This window comes from Streptomyces sp. CC53 (assembly GCF_001865245.1).
GTDB lineage: Bacteria > Actinomycetota > Actinomycetes > Streptomycetales > Streptomycetaceae > Streptomyces.
The window spans coordinates 1-22951 of the sequence record NZ_MKXB01000192.1 but is presented as its reverse complement, the minus strand read 5'-3'; the positions used below and the strand labels follow the sequence as shown (position 1 = coordinate 22951).

The following is a 22951-nucleotide window of genomic DNA, read 5'->3' as shown; positions in this document are numbered from 1 at the left end:
GCAGACTCTTCCCTCATGGGTGACGGGACATTGACGACGTTGGACGGCCGCGCGGCGGCCCCGACAACCCCTGTGGAGGAGGCCCGGACAGGCCGCCCGGAGGAGCAGCCGACCGCTTGGCAGCGGCTGCGCGCGCCCCGCCGCCCGACCATCTGGTTCGAGATCCTCCTCCTCGGGGCCAGCTACGCCGTGTACTCGCTCATCCGCAACGCCGTACCGGAGCAGAAGGCCCAGGCCATGCGGAACGCCGACTGGATCTGGGAGTTCGAGCGCAGCCTGGGGCTGGCCTTCGAGAAGTCCGTCAACCACGCCGTGGACTCCGTGACGTGGCTCGTCGTGTCGATGAACTACTACTACGCCACCCTGCACTTCGTGGTGACCATCGGCGTCCTGGTGTGGCTCTACCGCAGGCACCCCGGCCGCTACGCCGCCGTACGCGCGGTGCTGTTCTGCATGACGGCCGTCGCCCTGCTCGGCTACTACCTGTACCCGCTGGCGCCGCCCCGCCTGATGCAGGGCGAGAACTTCGTCGACACCGTGATCAAGCACGGCACGTGGGGGTCGATGGCGTCCGGCGACCTGAAGAACATGTCGAACCAGTTCGCCGCGATGCCGTCGATGCACATCGGCTGGTCGCTGTGGTGCGGTCTGGCGCTCTTCGCCCTGGCGAAGGCCCCGTGGGCGCGGATCCTCGGGGTGCTGTACCCGGTGCTGACGCTGGTCGTCATCGTCGCGACCGCCAACCACTTCTGGATGGACGCCGTCGGCGGCGTCCTCTGCCTGGGCTTCGGCCTCGGTGTCGCCTACGCCTGGTACGGCGCGCTCCCCCAGCGGCTGCCGCGCGACGTGGAGCCGCCCCGGGGGCCCTCCGGAGGGGGCGGGGCCACCGCGATGCGGCTGGCACCGCGCGGCTCGCTGGAGGCGTAGCACCCACGCGTCCCGGCGGGGCGCGGTCGGCGGCGGGCACCTGCCCGGGCCGGCCGCGCCCCGCCGTTCGCGTGCCGCCGGCGCGGCCCCCGGGGCGGTCGGCGGCCGGGCGTCAGGACCCGTAGAACAGGTCCTCCGCCACGGCGCGGGCACGGCGGGTGGTGCGCCGGTAGCCGTCGACCATCTCCCCCACGTGACCGGGGCCGTACCCGAGGTAGCGGCCCACGGCGGCCAGCTCGCGGGTGTCCGACGGGAAGGTGTCCCCGGCCCGCCCGCGGACCAGCATCACGCCGTTGCGGACCCGGGTGGCCAGTACCCACGCCTCGTCCAGCGTCCGCGCGTACCGCTCGCTGATCAGCCCCGCCTCCAGGGCCGCGGCGAGGGCCGTGCGGGTGCGCGTGGTGCGCAGCCCCGGCACCTCGTGGCCGTGCCGCAGCTGCAGCAGTTGCACCGTCCACTCGACGTCGGACAGGCCGCCGCGGCCCAGCTTGGCGTGCAGGGTCGGGTCGGCGCCGCGCGGCAGCCGCTCGTTCTCCATGCGGGCCTTCAAGCGCCGGATCTCCAGCACCGCGGCGTCGTCGAGGCCCTTGGCGGGGTAGCGCAGCGGGTCGATCAGCTCGACGAAGCGCCGCCCGAGGTCCTCGTCGCCGGCCATCGGCTCGGCCCGTAGCAGGGCGTGGCTCTCCCACACCCGGGACCAGCGCCGGTAGTAGGCCGCGTACGAGGTGAGGGTGCGCACGAGGGGGCCGTTGCGGCCCTCCGGGCGCAGGTCGGCGTCGATGAGGAGCGGCGGGTCGGCGGTGGGCAGCTGCAACAGCCGCCGCATCTCCGCGACGACCCGGTTCGCGGCGCGGGCGGCCTCCTGCTCGTCGACGCCGTCGCGGGGCTCGTGGACGAAGAGGACGTCGGCGTCGGAGCCGTAGCCGAGTTCGTGGCCGCCGAAGCGGCCCATGCCGATGACGGCGAACCGGGTGGGCAGGGTGTCGCCCCACTCGTCGCGGACGGCGGCCCGCAGGGCGCCGGCGAGGGTGGCGGCGTTCAGGTCGGTGACGGCCTGACCGACCCGGTCGACGAGCGCGTCGGCGTCGACTGGGGTGGGCGCGTCCTCCGTTCCGTACGAGTCGATGAGGTCCGCCGCCGCCGTGCGGAACAGTTCCCGGCGCCGCACGCCGCGGGCCGCCGCGACCGCCTGCTCGGCGCTGCCCGCGCGGTTGACGGCCGCGATGATCTCCGGTTCCAGCTGGGCGCGGTCGCGCGGGGTGAGCCCTTCGGCGGCGCCCAGGATGGCGACCGCCTCCGGGGCCCGCAGCAGCAGGTCGGGGGCGAGCCGGCCGGCGGACAGGACGCGGGCCAGGTTCTGCGCGGCGGCGCCCTCGTCGCGCAGCAGCCGCAGGTACCAGGGGGTCTTGCCGAGCGCGTCGGACACCTTCCGGAAGCCGAGGAGGCCGGCGTCCGGGTCGGCGGAGTCGGCGAACCAGCCGAGCAGCACCGGCAGCAGGGTCCGTTGGATGGCGGCCTTGCGGGTGACGCCGGAGGCCAGGGCCTCCAGGTGGCGCAGCGCGGCCGCGGGGTCGCTGTACCCGAGCGCTTCGAGGCGCTCGCCGGCGGCCTCCGCGCTGAGCCGGGCCTCGCCGGGCGCGAGCCGGGCGGCCGCGTCGAGGAGCGGCCGGTAGAAAAGCTTCTCGTGCAGCCGGCGCACCACGGAGGCGTGCCGGCGCCACTCGCGGCCCAGGTCCGCGACCGGGTCGGTGCGCAGGCCCAGGGACCGGCCGAGCCGCCGCAGGTCCGCCTCCCCCTCCGGTACGAGGTGGGTGCGGCGCAGCCGGTACAGCTGGATGCGGTGCTCCATGGCCCGCAGGAAGCGGTACGCCTCGTCGAGCTGGGCGGCGTCGGCGCGGCCCACGTACCCGCCGGCGGCGAGGGCGGCCAGGGCGTCGAGGGTGGTGCCGCTGCGCAGGGCGGGGTCGCTGCGGCCGTGCACGAGCTGGAGGAGCTGCACGGCGAACTCTACGTCCCGCAGGCCGCCGGGGCCGAGCTTCAGCTCCCGGTCCACGTGGGCGACGGGAATGTTGTCGACGACGCGGCGGCGCATCTTCTGGACGTCGGCGACGAAGTTGTCGCGTTCCGCGGCCTGCCAGACGAGCGGGGCGAGCGCGGCGACGTAGGCGGCGCCCAGCTCGGGGTCGCCCGCCACGGGGCGCGCCTTCAGCAGCGCCTGGAACTCCCACGTCTTCGCCCACCGCTGGTAGTAGGCGACGTGGGAGGCGAGGGTGCGGACCAGCGGCCCGTTGCGGCCCTCGGGCCGCAGGTTCGCGTCGACGGGCCAGATGGTGCCCTCGACGGTGGTTTCTGAGCAGATCCGCATCAGGTGGGAGGCGAGCCGGGTGGCGGCCTGGAGGGCCCGCCGCTCCTCGGTGCCGTCGACCGCCTCCGCGACGAAGATGACGTCGACGTCGGAGACGTAGTTCAGTTCGTGGCCGCCGCACTTGCCCATGCCGATGACGGCGAGCCGGCACAGGGCGGCGTCGTCGGGGGCGGCGGCGCGGGCGATGGCGAGGGCGGCGCGGAGGGTGGCGGTGGCGAGGTCGGCGAGCTCCGCCGCGGTCTCGGCGACGTCGGTGGTGCCGCACACGTCGCGGGCCGCTATGGCGATCAGGCACCGGCGGTAGGCGACGCGCAGCGCGACCGGGTCGGTGGCGGAGGCGAGGTCCCGCTCGAACTCCGCCACGCCGGGGTGGAGGTCGTCCGCCTCGTACGTGACGAGCGCCTGCCAGTCCAGGGGGTGCCGCGCCAGGTGGTCGCCGAGCGCCTCGGACGCGCCGAGCACCCCGAGGAGCCGGTCCCGCAGCGGCTTGGCGCGCAGCAGCGTGGACAGCAGGGCCTGCGGTCCGGGGTCGTCGGGCTGCGCCTCGGCGACCCGTACGAGGCTGCGCAGGGCGAGGTCCGGGTCGGCGGTGGCGCCCAGGGCGTCGAGGAGCACGGGGTCCGTACGGACCGCGGCCATCGCGGGGGTGTCGAGGAGCCGCTCGGCGGCGGACGGGTCGGTGAACCCGTGCCGCAGCAGCCGCGTGAAGGTACTGCTCCGCCGCCCAGGCGCCGGCACCACCATGCCCAGCTCCCCTTCCACGTCCGTCCCTTCCCCGAGCTTAACGGCCGGGTGTGCGAACCGGTCGGGGGCGGCGCGCCGCGCGGGCGGGGGGCAGGGCGCGCCCTCGGGCGCGGCGGACGGCCCGGTGCGGGGCCGGCGGGGCCGACCCCCGGAGCGGGGCGCTCCGACGGGGGATGTACCGTACGTCGACCCTGTGCCCGGTTGGCACCCGGATGTGAGAAGAGGAGCGGCGGCGGCATGAAGACCCGGCGTACGTGGCGCAAGGCGCCCAGGAAGTCGGAGACCGGCGGCGCGGTCGCCACCGGTGTGGCCCGGCTGCTGAGGACACCGGGGGCGTTCCGCGGCCGGTGGGCGTGGGTGGCGGGCAGCACGGGCGTGCTGGTGCTCGGGCTGCTGGCGGCCTGGCTGCTGGCCGGCGAGCAGAAGCCGACGCCGCCGGACCCGCGGGCCCGCCAGTACAAGGACTTCAACGCCTGCCTGCTGACGGACGACAAGGGCATCACGTCCGGCACGACCGCGGCCACCGTGTGGGAGGGCATGCAGGAGGCGTCGGGCGACACCCGGGTGCGGGTCACCTATGTGCCGGTGACGGGTCCGCAGACCGTCGACAACGCCCTGCCGTTCGTGAACGGGCTGCTCCAGCGCAAGTGCGCGGTCGTCCTCGCGGTGGGCGAGGCGCAGGTGAAGGCCGCGGAGCAGCAGGCGGACACGCACGAAGAGGTACGTTTCGTCACCGTGGACGGCACGAAGAAGGCGGCGAACATCACCGCTGCCCGCACCGGCGACGGACTGAGGGACACGGTCGCCGACACCCTTCGGGACGTCGTCGAAGCGGCCGGCATGTGACGACCGGGCAGCCGGTTCCCCCCAACGGGTAAAGGCACGGTAAAGCACCACCACCCGAGTGGAACTGACGTACGGCCATCGGGCAGGCTCACGAGGCTTCTGTAAGCAACGTGTAAAGTTGAGGCCTGACCGATGCATAATCGTTGGGTCCGCGGCTCTCGCCTGTTCCCACCGGGTCGTACCGGTAGACGCAGGGTGAGGGCGACCGCGGTCACCACACTCATATCCCTGTCCCTGCTGCTCAGTACCGAGCAGGCGATGGCCAACGGGGTGTCCCTTCCGCCGCTTTCGATGCCGAAGATGTCCTTGTCGGGGGTGTGGGAGTGGCTGAACACCAAGCCGCTGGACACGCCTGACCAGGAGGGCGGCACCGCTCGCGGGAAGAGCCACAAGGCGTCCGCGGACGACACGAGCGCGGAGGGTGGTGTCGGCCGCAAGCCCGGTAAGGGCAAGGGCGAGCTCGACCCGTTCGAGCGCCCGGTGGACGGCGTGGAGAAGGCGACGACGGGCAAGGCGCCCGGCGACGCCGACAGCTTCGACCCCAAGACCAGCAAGCGTGACGCGAAGAAGTCCACGGAGACCTCGGACTTCTTCGTCAACGCCGACGGCTCGACCACGATCAAGCACTACTCGGGCCCGGCCAACTTCAAGGCTGAGGACGGGTCGTGGAAGCCGATCGACACGCGTCTGGTGGAGGAGTCCGACGGGCGCCTGTCGCAGCGGGCGAACTCCCTGGACGTGGAGTTCGCCGGTGACGCCGCCGACCAGCAGCTCGCCTCGGTGGACTTCGGCGACGGCCGTTCCCTGGCGTACTCGCTGCGGGGCACGGCGAAGGCCGAGCCGGTGGTCGACGAGCAGAAGATCGTCACCTACCCCTCGGTGCTCCCTGACACCGATCTGCGGCTGGTGCCGCTGGCGGAGGGCTTCAAGGAGCTGCTGGTCCTGCACTCGCCGGACGCCCCGAACTCGTGGCTGTTCCCGCTGGAGCTGAAGGGCCTGACCCCGCGCGTGACCGACGCCGGTGACGTGGAGTTCACCGACGGGGAGGGGAAGGTCGCCGCGCGGATCCCCCATGCCTTCATGGAGGACGCGAAGATCGACCCGCGGTCCGGTGACGCGACCCGTTCCCAGGCCGTCAGCTACGAGCTGGTGGAAGAGGGCGGGAAGCCGGCGCTGCGGATGACGGCGGACGAGGAGTGGCTGAAGGACCCCGAGCGGGTCTACCCGGTCACCGTCGACCCGACCGTCACGACGAGCAACAGCACCTACGTCCAGTCCAACTACAGCGCGGACCGGTCCACCGAGAACCAGATCAAGGTCGGCTCGTACGACTCGGGCACGAACAAGGCGAACTCGTTCCTGCAGTTCTCCTCGCTCGGCACGACCCTGAAGGGCCAGCGCGTCACCTCGGCGAAGCTGAACGTGTACGCCTCCTGGTCCTCCACCTGCACCGCCACGGTGTTCTACGCCCACCCGGTGACCCAGTCCTGGTCGCCGTCGACGACGACGACCTACCCGGGTCCCTCGCGCGGTGCGGCGATCGGGTCGGCCACCGTCAACCCGGGCGCCTCCTGCACCAACACCAGCGCGTCCACGAGTGTCGGCGTGAAGATGCCGGTCACCCTGGACACCGGCTGGTTCGACTGGGTGGCCACGGGCGGCGCCAACTACGGTCTGGCGCTGACCGCGCCGACCAACGACGGCCTGCACTGGAAGAAGTTCCACTCCGACAACGCCACCACGTCCGGCTTCCGGCCGGCGCTGGAGCTGACGTATTCGGCGAACACCAAGCCGCAGGTCACCGCGCAGTACCCGCCGGTGAACTTCCAGGCGAACACGCTCCAGCCGGAGCTGCTGGTCTACGCCTCCGACGCCGACAAGTGGCCGTCCGCGCTGAGCTACACCTTCGAGGTGTACGACGCGGACAGTTCCAGCACGACGCCGGTGGCCACCTCGGGTGCGCTGACGCGCGGGGCGTGGAAGATCCCGTCGGGCAAGCTGAAGTGGAGCAAGAACTACGCCTGGTACGTGGCCGTCTCCGACGGCTACGAGGAGGTCGTGCACTCCAGCCGGTTCACCACAGCGGTGCCGCAGCCGCCGATCACCTCGGGGCTGGCGCAGAACACCGACGGCCACGAGTTCGACCCGTCCGACGGCAACTACACCACGGAGGACACCGACGCCGAAGTGTCGGTGGTCGGCCCGTCCCTGGAGATCGACCGGTCCTACAACAGCCTCGACCCGCGCATCGACAACGCGTTCGGCGCGGGCTGGTCGACGGTCGTGGACATGAAGGCCGCCGAGTTCAAGGACCCCTCCGGCACGGTCACGCACGTCGAGATCACCTACCCCGGCGGTGAGCAGGTCGCCTTCGGCCGCAACTCCGACGGCACGTTCGTGCCGCCGCTGGGCCGCTACGCCCGCCTCCAGGCGGTCACCGGCGGCTATACGCTGACGGACAAGGACTTCACCGAGTACCGCTTCACGCAGGCGGTGTCGGGGAAGGCCGGGACGTACGCGATCAGCGCGATCAAGGACTACTCGGGCCGCACGGAGACCTTCGCCTACACCTCCGGCAAGCTCACCAAGATCACGAACGAGGTGTCGAAGCGGTCGCTGACCCTGACGTGGTCGACACCGGCCGGCGCCACCGCCGCGCACGTGGCGACCGTGACGACGGACCCGGCGACCGCCGGTGACGCCGCCACGGCCCAGACGTGGACGTACGGCTACGCCGCTGACCAGCTCACCAAGGTCTGCACCCCGGCCGACCCGCTGAAGTGCACCACCTACGGCTACACCACCGGCAACCACTACCGCACGACGGTGCTGGACGCCGACCCGTTCGCGTACTGGCGGCTGGGTGAGGCGGCGGGTGCGACGGTGGCCAAGGACAGCGTCGACATCAACCAGGGCAAGTACAACGGCCTGTACCACGATGTGACGCTGGGTTCGGCCGGTCCGCTGGCCGGGTCGACGCAGAAGGCCGCCGCGTTCAACGGCACCAGCTCCTACGTGGAGATGCCCTCCGCGCCGGGCGCGACCCCGTCGTACATGTCGGTGTCGCTGTGGTTCAAGACCACGGACGCGGGCGGTGTGCTGTTCTACTACGGCGACAAGCCGCTCAGCGGCACCGACCCGGTGAACAACACCACGAAGAACACCCCCGCGGTGTACGTGGGCACGGACGGCAAGCTGCGCGGCTGCCTGGCGATGTCTCCGAGTTGCAGCCCGAACATCGTCTCCACCCAGACCGTCACCGACGGCAAGTGGCACCAGGCGGTGCTGACCGGTCAGGCCAACAGCCAGACGCTGTACCTGGACGGTACGGTCGTCGGTTCGCTGACCGGCATGATCAACGACTGGAACCAGCCCTACATCAGCCTGGGCGCCGGCGTGAACAACCAGGGCTGGCCGGCGATGGACCCGAACGACAAGCTCGGGCACTACACCGGCGAGCTGGCCGAAGTGGCGATCTACTCCGAGCCGCTCACCCCGGCCGTGATCACCGCCCAGTACAAGGCCGCCAAGAACCCGGCCGGACTGCTGAACAAGATCACCACACCGGAGGGCAAGGTCCGCGCCTCGGTCGTCTACGGCACCACCGACGACCAGGTCCTTGAGGCCACCGACGGCGACGGCGGCACGTGGAAGCTCCACACGCCGACCATCACCGGCTCCTCCGAGGTGTACCGCTCGGCGGTCATGGGCTCCGCCCCGACCGGCTACTGGCGCCTGGACGACACCGGCGGTGCCCCGCAGGCCGCCAACGAGGTCAACACCGGCTTCGGCACCTACAACACCGTCACCCAGGGCGTGACCGGCCCGTTCGGCACCGGTGACGCCACAGCGGTGTCCTTCAACGGCACGTCCTCCTACGCGGAGGTGCCCTTCACGCCGTGGCACGGCTCCTCGGAGCGCGCGGTGGAGCTGTGGTTCAAGACCGGGTCGCCCGGCGTGATCCTGTCCGACCAGTCGCAGCCGCCCACCGGCGCCACACCGACCGGCTCGTGGAACCCGCTGCTGTACGTGGGCGCCGACGGCAAGCTGCACGGCCACTGGTGGAGCGTGTCCGGCTCCGGCAGCACCGCCTTCGGCTCGGCCAAGACCGTCAACGACAACAAGTGGCACCACGCCGTCCTGTCCGCGTCCGGCACCAAGCAGACGCTGTACCTGGACGGGGTCAAGCAGGGCGAGTACAGCGGCGAGGCCAAGGACCAGGTCAACACCCGCACCTTCCTCGGCGCGGGCTTCGGCAAGTACTGGTACCAGTCGCCCGGCGACGTGAGCTTCTTCAACGGCTCCATCGCCGAGTTCGCCGCCTACGGCCACCCGCTCTCCGCCGAACAGGTCGAAGCGCACTGGAAGGCCTACAAGGCATCCTCCGGCGTCGCACCGGTCAAGACGGTCAAGCTGACCGACCCCGGCAACAAGACGCTGACCTACATGTACGACGCGGAGATGGGCAACCGCCTGCTCGCCGCGATCGACACCAACGGCAAGCGCACCACCTACGGCTACGACACCGGCGGCTTCCTGCACACGGTGACCGACGCCAACGGCAACCGCAGCATCAACGGCCACGACGTCCGCGGCAACACGGTCTCCACGACCACCTGCCAGGACACCGCGGCCGACAAGTGCTCCACCGAGTACTACACGTACTACCCGGACGCCACGACCGCGTTCCCGCCGATGGACCTGCGCAACGACCTGCTCCTCACCGAGCGGGACGGGCGCTCGTCCGGGCCGACGGACGACCGGTACCTCACGTCGTACACGTACGACACCTCCGGTCAGCTCACGTCGGTGACGACGCCGCCGGTGGCCGGGCACCCGAACGGGCGCACGGCGACGACGACGTACACCACGGCCTCCACCCCCGCGGCGGAGGGCGGCACGGCGACGGCGCCGGCCGGTCTGCTGGACACGGTGACGACGGCGGGCGGCAAGAAGACCCGGCACGTCTACTACGCCAACGGCGACCTCGCGGAGGTCATCGACGCCAACGGCGCCAAGGTGACCTACACCTACGACAACTTGGGCCGCCAGGTGTCGAAGAAGGAGGTCTCCGACGCGACCCCGGACGGTCTGACGACGACCTACACGTACGACAAGAACGACCAGATCGTCACGGAGACCGGTGAGAAGGTCACCAACCGGGTCACCGGCGCGGTGCACCAGGCGCGGACGACGACCGGCTACGACGCGGACGGCAACATCCTGTCGCAGACGGTGTCCGACCTGACCGGCGGCGACGCGGCGCGCACCACGTCGATGACGTACGACGCGTACAACCGCATGGCCTCGCGGACGGACCCGGGCGGCGACACCACGTCGTTCGAGTACGACGGCTACGGCAACAAGGTCAAGGAGACCGACCCCGACGGCTCGGTCATGACCTTCACCTACGACGGGGAGGGACGGCCGCTCACCACGAACCTGCTGGACTTCGTGGGCGACCCGAACAACCCCTCCGCCCCCACCACCCTGGTGACGGAGTCCCGGGCGTACGACCCCGCGGGCCGGCTCGCGTCGATCACGGACGCGATGGGCTGGGTCACGGAGTACACCTACACGGACGACGGCCTGTCGGCGTCGGTGGTCCGCAAGGACCCGGCGAACAACAAGTCGTTCACCGAGCAGGCGAACACCTATGACGCCGCCGGGAACCTGATCAAGCAGGTCACCAACGACGGCCGGACGACGACCACCTTCACGGTGGACGCCTCCGACCGCGTGGTCTCCTCGATCCTGGACCCGAACGGCCTGCGCCACACGACGTCCGTGTCGTACGACCCGGACGACAACGTGGTGACGGAGTCCGAGTACGACCCGGCCACGGGTGACCGCAGCACGGTCGACCGGCTCTACGACAACCTGGGCAACATCACCGGCACCACCGTCCACGACGGCACGGTCGCCCCGGTGGCCCGCTACAAGCTGGACGAGACCACCGGCTACTCGGTCGGCGACTCCTCCGGCGCCAACCACACCGCCACCCACGGCACCGGCTTCCACTGGCACAGCGACCGCGGCGGCAGCGCCGCCTTCGACGGCAACGCCGAGTCGTACGCGCAGACGGACGGGCCGGTGGTCAACACCAGCGGCAGCTTCACCGTGTCCACGTGGGCGAAGATCTCCGACAAGACGATCGACCACGGCCTGGTCTCGCAGAACAGCCAGAACGTCTACGGCTTCGTCCTGTACTACTCCCGGGGCTCCGGCTGGACGTTCCTGCGGCGCGTCGCGGACAGCACGAGCGCCTCGTACGTGAAGGCCTCTTCCGGTACGGCCGCGGTCACCGCGAACACCTGGACGCACCTGACGGGTGTCTACGACGCTGAGGCGGCCATGCTCCGCCTGTACGTCAACGGCACCCTCGCGCAGGAGACGCCGTTCACCACCCCGTGGGAGGCGACCGGCGCACTCCAGCTCGGCCGCTGGCAGATCGGCACGGGTTACGACGGCGAGTTCACGGGCGGTCTCGACGACGTCCAGGTCTACGGCGAGGCACTGACCGCAGCGCAGGTCTCGGCGGTCAAGGGCGGCACCCTGCCGGCCCCGGGCAGCTCGGTCCGCTCCGCCACGTGGAAGCTGGACCAGCGCGGCCTGCCCGTGTCCGCGACCGACGCCAACGGGTACACCACCGACTACGGCTACGACGAGGGGGGCCAGCAGTCCACGGTCACCGAGCCCGCCGTCCAGGCCGAGCAGGAGGGCGGGGCCCCGGTCACCGTCCGCCCGGTCACGATGATGGGCTACAACACCTTCGGCGAGCAGACCGAGGTCTCGGACCCCCTGGGCAACGTGACGGTGACGGCGTACGACGCCGAGGGCCAGGAATCCTCGGTGACGATGCCGAACTACACCCCGCCGGGTTCCACGACCCCGATCACGGCCACGGCCTGGACGGAGTACAACAGCCTGGGCCAGGTCACGGCCGAGGTGGACCCGCTGGGCAACCGCACCACGTACACCTACACGCAGCTGGGAGCCGTGGCCTCGGTCACCGAGCCGGGCGGCGGTACGACGAAGTACACGTACTCCCGCAGCGGCGACCAGCTGTCGGCGACCCGGCCGAACGGTGCACGGCAGGAGATGACCTGGGACTACCTGGGCCGTCAGCTGACCGACACCACGATCGTGCGCCAGCCGACGCAGCGCGCCTACACGGCGATCAACGAGTACGACGCGCCGGGCGGCGAGCTGTCCCGGTCCGTGAGCCCGACCGGGGTCGCGGAGTCGTACACGTACGACGTGCTGGGTGAGATGACCGAGCTGACCGACTCGGCCGGCCAGGTGACGAAGTTCGTCTACAACATGGACGGCGAGGTCACCAAGACCATCGAACCGGACGGCACCAGCTCCACAGTCGAGTACGACGGCTTCGGTCTGCCGGTGTCCACCAGCGACCTGGCGGCCGACGGCACGGTCATCCGCACCGCGCGGGCCACCTTCGACCGTGCGGGCAACCCCGTCTCCTCCACCGACTACCGGGGCCACACCACCACCTTCACGCTGGACCCGACGGGTCTGGTGACGAAGGCGGTGCAGCCGGTCTCGGCGACGGAATCGATCACCACGACCTTCGGCTACGACGCGGCGGGCAACCGCACGCGCTTCACCGACGGCCGCGGCAACACGTTCCTGACCACCTACAACACCTGGGGGATGCCGGAGAAGCTCATCGAGCCCTCCACCCCGTCCCACCCGGACCTCGCCGACCGCACCTTCACCACGGTGTACGACGCGAACGGCCGCGTGGCGGAGCAGCGCGCCCCCGGCAACGTGACCGTGTCCCACGTGTACGACGCCAAGAGCCGCCTGGTCCGCCAGACCGGCACCGGCGCCGAGGTGGAGACGGTCGACCACACCTACACGTACGACTCCGACGACCGCCTGGTCGCGGCAGCCGGTGTGGGTGACACCACCAACACCTTCAGCTACGACGACCGCGGTCTGCTGCTGTCCACGTCCGGCCCGTCGGGTGCGTCGTCCTTCGCCTACAACGGCGACGGCGCGCTGACCTCCCGCACGGACGCCTCCGGCACGTCGACCTTCGGGTACGACTCGGCCGGCCGGCTGAAGACGGTCGACGACGGCGCCACCGGCGCGTCGATGACCTACGGCTACGACGTCAACAGCAACGTCACGTCGATCGACTACGGCGCGGGCAAGGCCAAGCGCAGCTTCGGCTACGACGCCTTGAAGCGCCTGACGAGCGACAAGCTGACCGCCCCGTCCGGCACGGTGCTCTCGCAGATCACCTACGCCTTCGACGCCAACGGCAACGAGACGTCGAAGACGACCGCGGGGGTGATCGGCGCGTCCACGAACACGTACACGTACGACTGGGCGAACCGCATCACGTCCTGGAACAACGGAACTGCCACGGAGGTCTACGGCTACGACGCGTCCGGCAACCGCACGCGCGTCGGCGGCGACACCTACACCTACGACGCCCGCAACCGCCTCACCTCGGACGGGCACAACACCTACGGCTACACCGCCCGCGGCACGATGAGCTCCATCGTGGACGAGGGCGGCACCACCACGGTGGTCAAGGCCGACGCCTTCAACCGCGTGATCAACGAAGGCGACCGCACCTACCAGTACGACGGCTTCGACCGCGTCCTGTCGGCGAGCGTCGCCGGCGGCAGCGGGCCCCTGTACGACTTCCAGTACAGCGGCATGGGCAACGACGTGGCGTCCGACGGCAGCGCGGTCTACAGCCGCAACGCCGACGGCAGCCTGATCGGTGTCAAGACCCCGACGTCGTCGGCGCTGTACATGACGGACCTGCACACCGACGTGGTGGCGCAGTTCACCGACAGCGGCGAGACCCTGACCGGGTCGACGACCTACACGCCGTTCGGCAAGGTCAGCCAGACCACCGGCATGCTGGGCAACCTCGGCTACCAGTCCGGCTGGACCGACCCGCAGACCGCCAAGGTCAACATGGCGGCGCGCTGGTACTCGCCGGAGACCGGCTCGTTCAACAGCCGCGACACGGCGAACCTGAGCCCCCTCCCGGCCTCCGTCACCGGCAACCGGTACGCCTACGCGGACCAGAACCCGATGACGATGACCGACCCGACCGGCCACTGGTCGATCGGCGGCTTCTTCAAGAAGGTCACCAAGAAGGTCAAGAAGGTCGCCAAGTCGGCCTACAAGAAGACCAAGAAGGCCGTCAAGAAGGTCGCGAAGGTCGTCAAGAAGGCGGCCAAGAAGGTCAAGAGGGTCGTCAAGAAGGTCGTCAAGCGAGCGAAGCGAGCCGTTCGGAAGACGGTCCGCTACGTCAAGGACAGCGTCAAGAAGGTCAAGAGATACGTCAAACGGACCTATAAGCGCGTCAAGAAGTACGCCCACAAGGTCGTCAAGAAGGTAAAGAAGACCGTCAGGAAGGTGGCCAAGGCCGCCAAGAGCGTCGCCAAGAAGGTGGTCAAGGCAGCCAAGAAGGTCGGCAGAGCCGTCAAGAAGGCAGCCAAGGCAACCGCCAACTTCGTCAAGAAACACGCCGGGACCATCGCCTCAGTGGCGGTGGGCGTGGCGGTCTTCGCCGGCTGTACCGCATTGACAGCGGGTGTCGGAGCCATCGGCTGTGCCGCCCTGGCAGGCGCGGCAGCCAACGGCGTCGGCTACATGATGAGCGACGGACCCAAGTCCGTCGGCGGATTCCTGGGAGCCGTGGGCGTCGGTGCGCTGACGGGCGCGCTCGGTGGCGCGGCCGGCGGTGCGGTCTCCGGCGCGGTGGGCCGCCTGCTCGCCAACACCGGCGGCAGGGTCGCCCAGGGCGCGGCCATGGGCGCGGCCGGCGGCGCCGCCGAAGGCGCGGTCGGCTACGGCGTGACCTGCGCGGCCAGCGAGGAGGGCTGCAGCGCCAAGGGCGCGGCGACGGCCACGGCCGTGGGCGCAGTGTCGGGCGGCATCTTCGGTGCGGCGGCCGGGCGCTTCGGGCCGAAGTCCAAGCCCCAGCCGGGACAGTCTTCTTCCAACGGCCCCGGTTGCAGGGTGCCGCACAGCTTCACCGGTTCGACCGGTGTGCTGATGGCTGACGGTTCGACCAAGCCGATCTCCGAGGTGAAGGTCGGGGACTACGTCCTGACGGCCGAGCCCGGCAAGAAGGAGAAGGAGAAGCGCAAGGTCAGGGAGGTGATCGTCACCACGACCGACCGCAACTACGTCGACATCCTCGTTGACACCAAGGCCGGTCCCAAGACGATCCAGAGCACGAAGCACCACCAGTTCTACGAAGCGACCCGCAACTCCTGGACCCAGGCCGGCGATCTCAAGACCGGCCAGAAGCTCCAGAACGCGGACGCCAGGCTGACCACGATCCTCGCCCTCACGTCGTACGAGGCCCAGCGCGTCACGTACGACCTGAGCGTCGAGGGCCTGCACACCTACCATGTGCTGGCAGGGGCCACCCCGATCCTGGTTCACAACTGTGGCAACGCAAGCCCGAATGCCGCAGACCACGTGCAATGGGTCCGCGAGGGTGGCGACATGCGCGCGGGTCCGCGAGTGAGGCCTGCGGCGCAGCGTGCGTACGAGTACGAGTCAGGCGTGACAGGGGCACATTCTGACGTCGCTTCCGGAAGGGCGATGGTCCCGCGGCTGTCAATGCCCGGACGGAACGGAGACGTTACGGCCAAGTTCGATGGACTCGAGGGTGACACACTCATCGACCGCAAGAACGGAGTGCTTCCTTTCACCTCGAAGTCCATGGTTGACGAGGCCAGGCGACAGGCCGGCACGGCTGCGTACCACGGCCTTCGGGTAATGTGGGAGGTCCCAGACGCTGCGGTGCTGAGTCGGGCGCAGCGATGGCTCAATGACGCCGGCGTGACAACCATCGGAGTGAGGGTGGCACCGCGATGAATCTGGATCCGATCATCATGGCGATGGTCAGTTGCATCGATATGCTCGACGCCGCTGAACCTGACGAGGTGGAGCCGAGTTACGCCGTGAAGGTGCAGCAGGTCATGGGTGAATATCTGCAGGCCATTCCCCCGTCGGACGAACCGGAGCTGCGTACGATGTTGTTGCGCATCGCAGGCGATGTCTCAGAGGAAGAGCCGACGATCGCCGCGTACCTCAGGCAATGGGCCGGCAATCTCGGCGAGTGACAAGGAGGGCCCAAATCCCCCGCGAGCCGATAGATGGCTTCAGTGCCTTAGATAAGGCCGCAATGGGTGCAGGTCCGTGAAACCCGAAGCCCCACCAGGCTCGTCCTGGTGGGGCTTCGGCGTGGGTGGGCCGCGCCCGCCCCGCCCGGTGTTTCGGATCTGACCCCTAACGCACCACCCCGTACCGCAGATGCGTGACATCAGGGGCGTCCACGACCTGCGTGATCTCCAGGTGTACGGACGGGTCCACGCCGTCCAGGAGGCGGATGCCGTCGCCCAGGAGGACGGGGGCCAGGTGGAGCAGGAGTTCGTCCACCAGGCCCGCGTTCAGGGCCTCGCGGACCGTGTGGGCGCCGCCGCAGACCTGCACGTCCTTGTCGCCGGCCGAGCGGCTCGCCTGGGCCAGCGCCGCCTCCACGCCCTCCGTCACGTACGTGAAGACCGTCCCGCCGGCCCGGACCCACGGTTCCCGCGCGGTGGTCGTCAGGACGTACACCGGGGCCCGGAACGGCGGCGGGTCCGGCCAGGCCGCCTCGCCCTCGTCGAACATGCGGCGGCCCATGACGTACGCGCCCGTGCGGTCGAAGGTCTCCGCCATCAGCAGCGCGGAACGGCTCTGCTCGCCGCCCTCCATGCCGTGCCGCTCCCGCCACGGCCGGATGCGGTACATCCACTCGTGCAGGCGGCTGCCCCCGTCGCCCAGCGGGTTCCCGGGGCGGGCGTGAGGGCCGGCGACGTAGCCGTCCAGGGACATGGCCAGGTTCGCGAAGACCTTGCTCATGTCCCCCATGCTGGCGCCGCCGGGTGCACCGCGCACCCGGGTGCGGCCCGGAACGGGCGAGGCGCGGTCAGCCGCGGCCGGGGATCGGCCCGTCGCCCGCCCGGTCGCGGGCGACGGCCTCCATCAGCCGCCGGGCGTTGGCGGGGGAACGAAGCAGGTGGACGGTCTCCTGCCAGGACGCGTAGTCGGCGGCGGACATCAGCACCGCGTCGCCGCTCTCGGAGCTGATGCGCACCGGCACGTGGTCGTCGTTGACCCGCTTGATCAGCCCGAGCAGGTCCCGCCGGGCGTCCGAGGCGCTCATCGTCATGGGCGCGCTCCCTTCAGGGGTACGGGCAGGACCGCCCACGCCCGCACCGTGGACGGGCCGCAGACGGCCCAGGGCGAGTGCTACGGGTCCCGGGGTGGCGGTCGTCGACCGCCACCCCGGGACGTCGTGCAACGGCGAAACCTGCGCTGGCCTGCGCTTACAGCACCGGCAGGTTCTTGCGCAGCTCGAAGGCGGTGACCTCCGACCTGTACTCCTCCCACTCCTGCTTCTTGTTGCGGAGGAAGAAGTCGAAGACGTGTTCCCCCAGCGTCTCCGCGACGAGTTCGCTGCGCTCCATGAGGGAGATCGCCTCGCCGAGGTTCTGCGGCAGCGGCTCGATGCCCATGGCGCGGCGTTCCGCGTCGGAGAGGGCCCACACGTCGTCGTCGGCGCCGGGGCCGAGCTCGTAGTCCTCCTCGATGCCCTTGAGGCCGGCGGCGAGCAGGAGGGCGTACGCGAGGTAGGGGTTGCAGCCGGAGTCCAGGGAGCGGACCTCGATGCGGGAGGAGCCGGTCTTGCCGGGCTTGTACATGGGGACGCGGATCAGCGCGGAGCGGTTGTTGTGGCCCCAGCAGATGTAGGAGGGGGCCTCGCCGCCCGCGCCCGCGCTGCGGGTGGAGCCGCCCCAGATGCGCTTGTACGAGTTGACCCACTGGTTGGTGACCGCGGAGATCTCCGCGGCGTGGCGCAGCAGGCCCGCGATGAAGGAGCGGCCGACCTTGGAGAGCTGGTACTCGGAGCCCGACTCGTAGAAGGCGTTCCGGTCGCCCTCGAAGAGGGAGAGGTGGGTGTGCATGCCGGAGCCGGGGTGCTGGGAGAACGGCTTCGGCATGAAGGTGGCCTGGACGCCCTGCTCCAGCGCGACCTGCTTCATGACGAGGCGGAACGTCATGATGTTGTCGGCGGTCGACAGGGCGTCGGCGTAGCGCAGGTCGATCTCCTGCTGCCCGGGGGCGCCCTCGTGGTGGGAGAACTCCACCGAGATGCCCATGTTCTCCAGCATGGTGATGGCCTGGCGGCGGAAGTCCATGCCGACGTTCTGCGGGGTGTGGTCGAAGTAGCCGGAACTGTCGGCGGGCACCGGCGGGGTGCCGTCGACCGGCTTGTCCTTCAGCAGGAAGAACTCGATCTCCGGGTGGGTGTAGCAGGTGAAGCCCAGGTCGGAGGTCTTGGTGAGGGTGCGCTTGAGGACGTAGCGGGGGTCCGCGAAGGAGGGCGAGCCGTCCGGCATGAGGATGTCGCAGAACATGCGCGCGGTGCCCGGGGCCTCGGCGCGCCACGGCAGGATCTGGAACGTCGCCGGGTCGGGCTTGGCGATCATGTCGGATTCGTACACGCGGGCGAAGCCCTCGATGGCCGAGCCGTCGAAGCCGATGCCTTCGTCGAACGCCTGCTCCAGTTCGGCGGGGGCCACGGCCACCGACTTGAGGAAGCCGAGCACGTCGGTGAACCACAGGCGCACGAAGCGGATGTCGCGCTCCTCCAGGGTCCGGAGCACGAATTCCTGCTGCTTGTCCATATCCACACCCATCCTCGCTGATCAAGGCCAGCATGCCACCACACGGTTTCGTGCGCGTTGCGGATCCATACTGCATGCCGGGGTGTGGCGTACGTAACGCGGGGAAGGCGCGCGGACGACGGTGCGCGCAGACTGGGGCCATGGACCGTGCCGGGCTCCAGCTTGCCGGGACGCGGCCGCGGCTGTGGGTGCGGCTGCTGCCGTGGGTGCTGCTCGTCGCCGTGGTCGTCGCACAGCTCGCGACCCCGGAGACGGTGCAGCTGGGCTTCGCCTTCGCCGTCGTCGCGCCGCTGACGTCGCTGGTGTACGGGGTGCTGGGGACGTCCGTGATCGCGGTGGCCATCGCGACGGTGCTGGCCGTGCCCGGAGTGCGGGCGGAGCACCTGTCGGACGGCGACCTCGTGGCGTTCGGGCTGATCGGCGGGGTGAGCGCGTTCCTGGCGTGGGCGCGGGCGCGGCGAGACGCCCAGCTGGTGTCGGTACGGACGGTGGCGGAGGCCGCGCAGCTCGCGGTGCTGCCGCCGCTGCCGGAGCGGGTGGGGCGGGTGCGGTGCGGGGCGCTGTACCGGGCGGCGGAGCGGGGCGCGCTGGTGGGCGGGGACCTGTACGACGTGCAGGCCGGGCCGTACGGCGTGCGGGCGGTGGTGGCGGACGTGCAGGGGCACGGGCTGTCGGCGGTCGCGACGGTGGCGTCGCTGCTGGGGACGTTCCGGGAGGCGGTGCTGGACGAGCGGGAGTTGGCGGGGGTGGCAGCGCGGCTGGACCGGCGGCTGGTGGTGGACGCGGAGCGGGCCGAGGAGGCGGCGGAGCTGTTCGCGACGGCCGTGCTGCTGGAGTTCCCGGAGACCGGTGGGGACGAGTCGTGTGTGCGGGTGCTGAGCTGCGGGCATCCGCCGCCGGTGGTGGTGGACGGTCACGGCGGCCGCGAGGTCGCCCTGGAGCCTGGGCCGCCGCTGGGTCTCGGGCTCGCGGAGTTCCAGCCGCCGAAGGCCGTCACCGTGCCGCTCGGGCCGTCCGAGGTGCTGCTCGCGCACACCGACGGGGTGACGGAGGCCCGGGACGGCAGCGGGGACTTCTACCCGTTGACGTCCCGCGTGCCGTCGGAGCGGGATCCGATGGCGCTGGTGCAGGCCGTGTGGCGGGACGTGTCGTCGTACGCGGGCGAGGTGGCCGACGATGTGGCGCTGCTGGCGCTGAGCGTCTCCCCGGGCGGGTGACCCCCGGCAGGTGGCCTACGATGCGGCCTCCCGGAGCTGCGCGCCCCCGGGGAGGTGACCGCGTCGCACAGCGACGCTGCGGCGCTGGCCGGCCCTGCGCGTCCCCCCGGGCGAGCAGCCCCCGGCGCCGAGCATCACCCCGGGCGGTAGCAGCGGCGCGCAGCCGGCGATGCGGCCCCTGCCTGCGCTGAGCGTCTCCCCGGGCGGGTGGCCCCTGCACTACGATCAGCGCCCATGGAGGGCCTGCGGCTCATACGCCTCGCGCGCCCCGCGCGCGCCTCGCGTCCCATGGCCCTGCTGGGTGCCGTGGCGACGCTCCTCGCCGCGCTCTTCCTGTGCCTCGGCCCTTCGGGCCACGCCGCGGACGCCGACGGCCACCCCGGGGCGCTGTCCGCACGCGCGGGCGCTCCGGCCGCGCCCTCCCTCCCGGCAGCCGGGGCACCGCGGCCGTTCGAGGCGTACGAGGCGTACGAGGCGCTGCACGACGGGGTCGGCGGGCGGTACACCTGCCCCCTGGACGGGCGGGACTGCGGGCTGCTGCCGTCGCTGACGCCCGCGGTGCTGACCGCGCCGCCGCTCGACCCTCCCCTGCACGCCCACGGCGCCGCCGTGGCCGCGCGTGCCCCGGCCCCGGTGCTGCCGTCCGCCGCGTGGAGCGTTCCGCGCGCGCCCGACCTGCACGTCCTTCAGGTGCTGCGGACCTAGGCCGACGCGCCGCGGCCCCTCGTCCGGGCCGCCCGCTCGCCCCGGGCCCGCAGCGCGCGGGCCCGCGCCCCGTACCGCGCCGTACCAGGTTCCTCGACGTACCAGCACCCCGTGCTCCGCAGCACCAGGGTGCTCGCCGTACCCATACGCGTACCACCGCGTACCTCGCACCTCGTACCTCGCCGTACCTCCGTCGACCCACAGAAGGACCTCGGATCACCATGACTTCCCACACCTCCCAGTCCGCCGAGCGCCGCGCCCGAATAGAGCAGATGCGGCAGGCCGAGCGGGCCCGTGAGCGCCGGGTCAGGATCATCACCATCTCCGTCAGCGTCGCCGTCGTCGCCGGCCTCGTCGGCTTCGGCGGCTACGTGCTGAGCCGCGAGCAGGACAAGAAGGAGCAGCAGGAGGCCCTCGCCGCGGCGCCTGTCGGCGAGGAGAAGACCTGGGACAAGCTCACCCAGAACCACGTGGACCCGAAGCCGGTCTCGTACCCGATGAACCCGCCGGTGGGCGGTGACCACCACCGGGCGTGGATGGACTGCAACGGCGACGTCTACAAGGAGGAGATCCCCAAGGAGAACGCCGTGCACTCCCTGGAGCACGGCGCGGTCTGGGTCACGTACAACGACAAGGCCCCCGCCGAGGACGTGAAGAAGCTGGCGGAGAAGGTCTCCAAGACGCCGTACTCGCTGATGAGTCCGGTGAAGGACCAGGCCGGCGCGATCATGCTGTCCGCCTGGGGCAAGCAGGTCACCGTCGACGGCGCCGACGACGAACGCGTCAACCAGTTCTTCACGAAGTACGTGCAGGGCCCGCAGACCCCCGAGCCGGGTGCGGCGTGCACCGGCGGCCTGGCCGGGATGGACAAGTGAGCCGGGCACTGGTCCGCACGATCGGGCTGGCGGCGGGTGCCGTCCTGCTGGCGCTGGTCTTCGCCGGGTGGGCCGCGGTCACGGCGCTGGGGCGCGACGGCGGTGCCGGTTCCGGTGGCGCCTCGGCGACGCCCTCCGACACCTCGGCGGACGCCGGGTTCGCGCGGGACATGGCGGTGCACCACCAGCAGGCCGTCGAGATGTCGTTCATCGTGCGGGACCGTACGCAGGACGGGGAGGTGCGCCGCCTCGCGTACGACATCGCGAACACCCAGGCCAACCAGCGCGGCATGATGCTGGGCTGGCTGGACCTGTGGGGGCTGCCGAAGACGGTGGCGGACCGCGAGCCGATGTCGTGGATGGAGCACGGGAAGGACGGCGCTGCGCACGGCGGCGGCCACGGCGGCTCCGCGGGCGCCTCCGCCGGGAGCGGGGACGACCAGCCGATCATGGCGGGTATGGCCACCCGTGCCGAGATGAAGCGGCTGGGCACCCTCAGCGGCAAGGAGGCCGAGGTGTTCTTCCTCCAGCTGATGATCGACCACCACGTGGGCGGGGTGCACATGGCGCAGGGCTGCGTCGACGCCTGCGCGGTGCCGGTGCAGAAGGCGCTCGCCCAGGGCATGGTCGACGTCCAGGAGTCGGAGATCGGCCTGATGACGGACATGCTGAGGGAGCGGGGCGCCGAGCCGCGCGGCTGAGCACCTCCCGCCGTACCGTCCCGGGACCCGGGCGGTACGGCCGTCCCGCGGCCCGGGACCGAGGCCGCCGCCCGTCACCTCGGGTGGCGGCCTCACACGTGCGGGGGCAGGTGTGGGCGGCCAGAATGGAGGAACTCGGGGACGACGACGTAAGGCGTTCTACGGAGGTAGGCACTTCATGACCACCGCCCGAGACATCATGCACCCCGGGGCCCACTGGATCCCCCGGCACGAGACCCTCGACCGGGCCGCGCAGCTGATGCGCGAACACAATGTCGGCGCGCTGCCCATCGCCGACGAGAACGCGCGCCTCTGCGGCATCGTGACCGACCGCGACATCGTGCTCAAGTGCGTGGCCACCGGCCACGACCCGTCGCGGGTCACCTGCGGGGACGTCGCCGAGGGCACGCCGCGGTGGATCGACGCGGGCGCCGACATCCGCGACGTGCTGCGCGAGATGCAGAGCCACCAGATCAAGCGCCTGCCGGTCATCGAGAACAAGCGTCTCGTCGGCATCATCAGCGAGGCCGACCTGGCCCGGAACCTGCCGGACGAGAAGGTCGGCGAGTTCGCGCAGGCGGTGTACGGCAGGTCCTGACCGCCGCGCCCGTCATGCTGTCGTGAGGACCGCCCCGGCCACCGCGCCGGGGCGGTCCAGCATGACGAGGTGCCCCGAGTCCGGTACGGCGGTGAAACCGCCGCCGAGGGTCTCCGCCAGGGCGCGCTGGCGTGATGTCCACCGGTCGGTGCCGTCCGGGGAGTCGGGTGCCGCGAGGACGGTGACGGGCGCTCCCGGCGGCAGCGGGTGGCGGGCGCGCAGCGCGAGCAG

General features: G+C 71.0%; 13 protein-coding genes and 1 pseudogene. 9 read left to right on the top strand and 5 right to left on the bottom strand.

Annotated elements, in window-relative coordinates; translation table 11 throughout:
- Positions 1-15: 15 nt before the first annotated feature.
- Complete coding sequence (locus BJP40_RS24560) at positions 16-927, top strand: phosphatase PAP2 family protein (RefSeq protein WP_071282439.1); 912 nt, start codon at positions 16-18, stop codon at positions 925-927.
- Positions 928-1039: 112 nt separating this feature from the next.
- Here the strand turns inward: BJP40_RS24560 and BJP40_RS24555 are convergent, their stop codons facing one another.
- Entirely contained in the window at positions 1040-4030 is a 2991-nt protein-coding gene (locus BJP40_RS24555) for a bifunctional [glutamine synthetase] adenylyltransferase/[glutamine synthetase]-adenylyl-L-tyrosine phosphorylase (protein WP_107416854.1), read from the bottom strand.
- Between the two features lie 243 nt (positions 4031-4273).
- Here BJP40_RS24555 and BJP40_RS24550 point away from each other — a divergent pair, with 243 nt between their 5' ends.
- The 3 genes from BJP40_RS24550 to BJP40_RS24540 all read left to right on the top strand — a co-directional run bounded on the left by BJP40_RS24550 (position 4274) and on the right by BJP40_RS24540 (position 16014).
- On the top strand, positions 4274-4882 hold the full coding sequence (locus BJP40_RS24550; protein ID WP_071282437.1) for a hypothetical protein: 609 nt from the start codon (positions 4274-4276) through the stop codon (positions 4880-4882).
- A 195-nt stretch (positions 4883-5077) separates the two neighbouring features.
- On the top strand, positions 5078-15766 hold the full coding sequence (locus BJP40_RS24545) for a LamG-like jellyroll fold domain-containing protein (RefSeq protein WP_226962683.1): 10689 nt from the start codon (positions 5078-5080) through the stop codon (positions 15764-15766).
- Positions 15763-16014, top strand: coding sequence for a hypothetical protein (locus BJP40_RS24540; protein ID WP_071282435.1), 252 nt, complete (start codon positions 15763-15765; stop codon positions 16012-16014). The genes BJP40_RS24545 and BJP40_RS24540 overlap by 4 nt, the downstream gene beginning before the upstream one ends.
- Positions 16015-16180: 166 nt before the next feature.
- Here the strand turns inward: BJP40_RS24540 and BJP40_RS24535 are convergent, their stop codons facing one another.
- The 3 genes from BJP40_RS24535 to glnA form a co-directional block, all read right to left on the bottom strand.
- Positions 16181-16795 (bottom strand): dihydrofolate reductase family protein, encoded by a 615-nt coding sequence (locus BJP40_RS24535; protein ID WP_071282433.1) that lies wholly within the window; start codon positions 16793-16795, stop codon positions 16181-16183.
- A 67-nt stretch (positions 16796-16862) separates the two neighbouring features.
- The gene (locus BJP40_RS24530) at positions 16863-17105 is read right to left on the bottom strand and encodes a type II toxin-antitoxin system Phd/YefM family antitoxin (protein WP_071282431.1); all 243 of its coding nucleotides are present in this window, start codon (positions 17103-17105) and stop codon (positions 16863-16865) included.
- 157 nt (positions 17106-17262) lie between these two features.
- Positions 17263-18624 (bottom strand): type I glutamate--ammonia ligase, encoded by a 1362-nt coding sequence (gene glnA, locus BJP40_RS24525; RefSeq protein ID WP_071269063.1) that lies wholly within the window; start codon positions 18622-18624, stop codon positions 17263-17265.
- A gap of 140 nt (positions 18625-18764) precedes the next feature.
- On the opposite strand from glnA, the gene BJP40_RS24520 reads away from it, so the two are divergent.
- The 5 genes from BJP40_RS24520 (at position 18765) to BJP40_RS24500 (ending at position 22720) form a co-directional block, all read left to right on the top strand.
- On the top strand, positions 18765-19841 hold the full coding sequence (locus tag BJP40_RS24520; RefSeq protein ID WP_071282429.1) for a PP2C family protein-serine/threonine phosphatase: 1077 nt from the start codon (positions 18765-18767) through the stop codon (positions 19839-19841).
- Between the two features lie 234 nt (positions 19842-20075).
- Positions 20076-20546, top strand: coding sequence for a hypothetical protein (locus BJP40_RS24515; RefSeq protein WP_071282427.1), 471 nt, complete (start codon positions 20076-20078; stop codon positions 20544-20546).
- A gap of 221 nt (positions 20547-20767) precedes the next feature.
- On the top strand, positions 20768-21421 hold the full coding sequence (locus BJP40_RS24510) for a DUF3105 domain-containing protein (RefSeq protein ID WP_071282426.1): 654 nt from the start codon (positions 20768-20770) through the stop codon (positions 21419-21421).
- Complete coding sequence (locus BJP40_RS24505) at positions 21418-22122, top strand: DUF305 domain-containing protein (RefSeq protein WP_071282424.1); 705 nt, start codon at positions 21418-21420, stop codon at positions 22120-22122. Before BJP40_RS24510 ends, BJP40_RS24505 begins: the two co-directional genes overlap by 4 nt.
- Positions 22123-22300: 178 nt before the next feature.
- Positions 22301-22720 (top strand): CBS domain-containing protein, encoded by a 420-nt coding sequence (locus BJP40_RS24500; RefSeq protein WP_071282423.1) that lies wholly within the window; start codon positions 22301-22303, stop codon positions 22718-22720.
- Between the two features lie 12 nt (positions 22721-22732).
- Here BJP40_RS24500 and BJP40_RS24495 read toward each other — a convergent pair.
- Positions 22733-22951: pseudogene (locus tag BJP40_RS24495) on the bottom strand (alpha/beta hydrolase); the annotation flags it as partial.

Excerpts from the sequence above, each read along its gene's own strand:
- BJP40_RS24515 (WP_071282427.1), top strand. The coding sequence starts at position 20,076 with ATGGAGGGCCTGCGGCTCATACGCCTCGCGCGCCCCGCGCGCGCCTCG.
- BJP40_RS24535 (WP_071282433.1), bottom strand. The coding sequence starts at position 16,795 with ATGAGCAAGGTCTTCGCGAACCTGGCCATGTCCCTGGACGGCTACGTC.
- BJP40_RS24530 (WP_071282431.1), bottom strand. The coding sequence starts at position 17,105 with ATGACGATGAGCGCCTCGGACGCCCGGCGGGACCTGCTCGGGCTGATC.
- BJP40_RS24510 (WP_071282426.1), top strand. The coding sequence starts at position 20,768 with ATGACTTCCCACACCTCCCAGTCCGCCGAGCGCCGCGCCCGAATAGAG.
- BJP40_RS24560 (WP_071282439.1), top strand. The coding sequence starts at position 16 with ATGGGTGACGGGACATTGACGACGTTGGACGGCCGCGCGGCGGCCCCG.
- BJP40_RS24500 (WP_071282423.1), top strand. The coding sequence starts at position 22,301 with ATGACCACCGCCCGAGACATCATGCACCCCGGGGCCCACTGGATCCCC.
- BJP40_RS24540 (WP_071282435.1), top strand. The coding sequence starts at position 15,763 with ATGAATCTGGATCCGATCATCATGGCGATGGTCAGTTGCATCGATATG.
- BJP40_RS24520 (WP_071282429.1), top strand. The coding sequence starts at position 18,765 with ATGGACCGTGCCGGGCTCCAGCTTGCCGGGACGCGGCCGCGGCTGTGG.
- BJP40_RS24550 (WP_071282437.1), top strand. The coding sequence starts at position 4,274 with ATGAAGACCCGGCGTACGTGGCGCAAGGCGCCCAGGAAGTCGGAGACC.
- glnA (WP_071269063.1), bottom strand. The coding sequence starts at position 18,624 with ATGGACAAGCAGCAGGAATTCGTGCTCCGGACCCTGGAGGAGCGCGAC.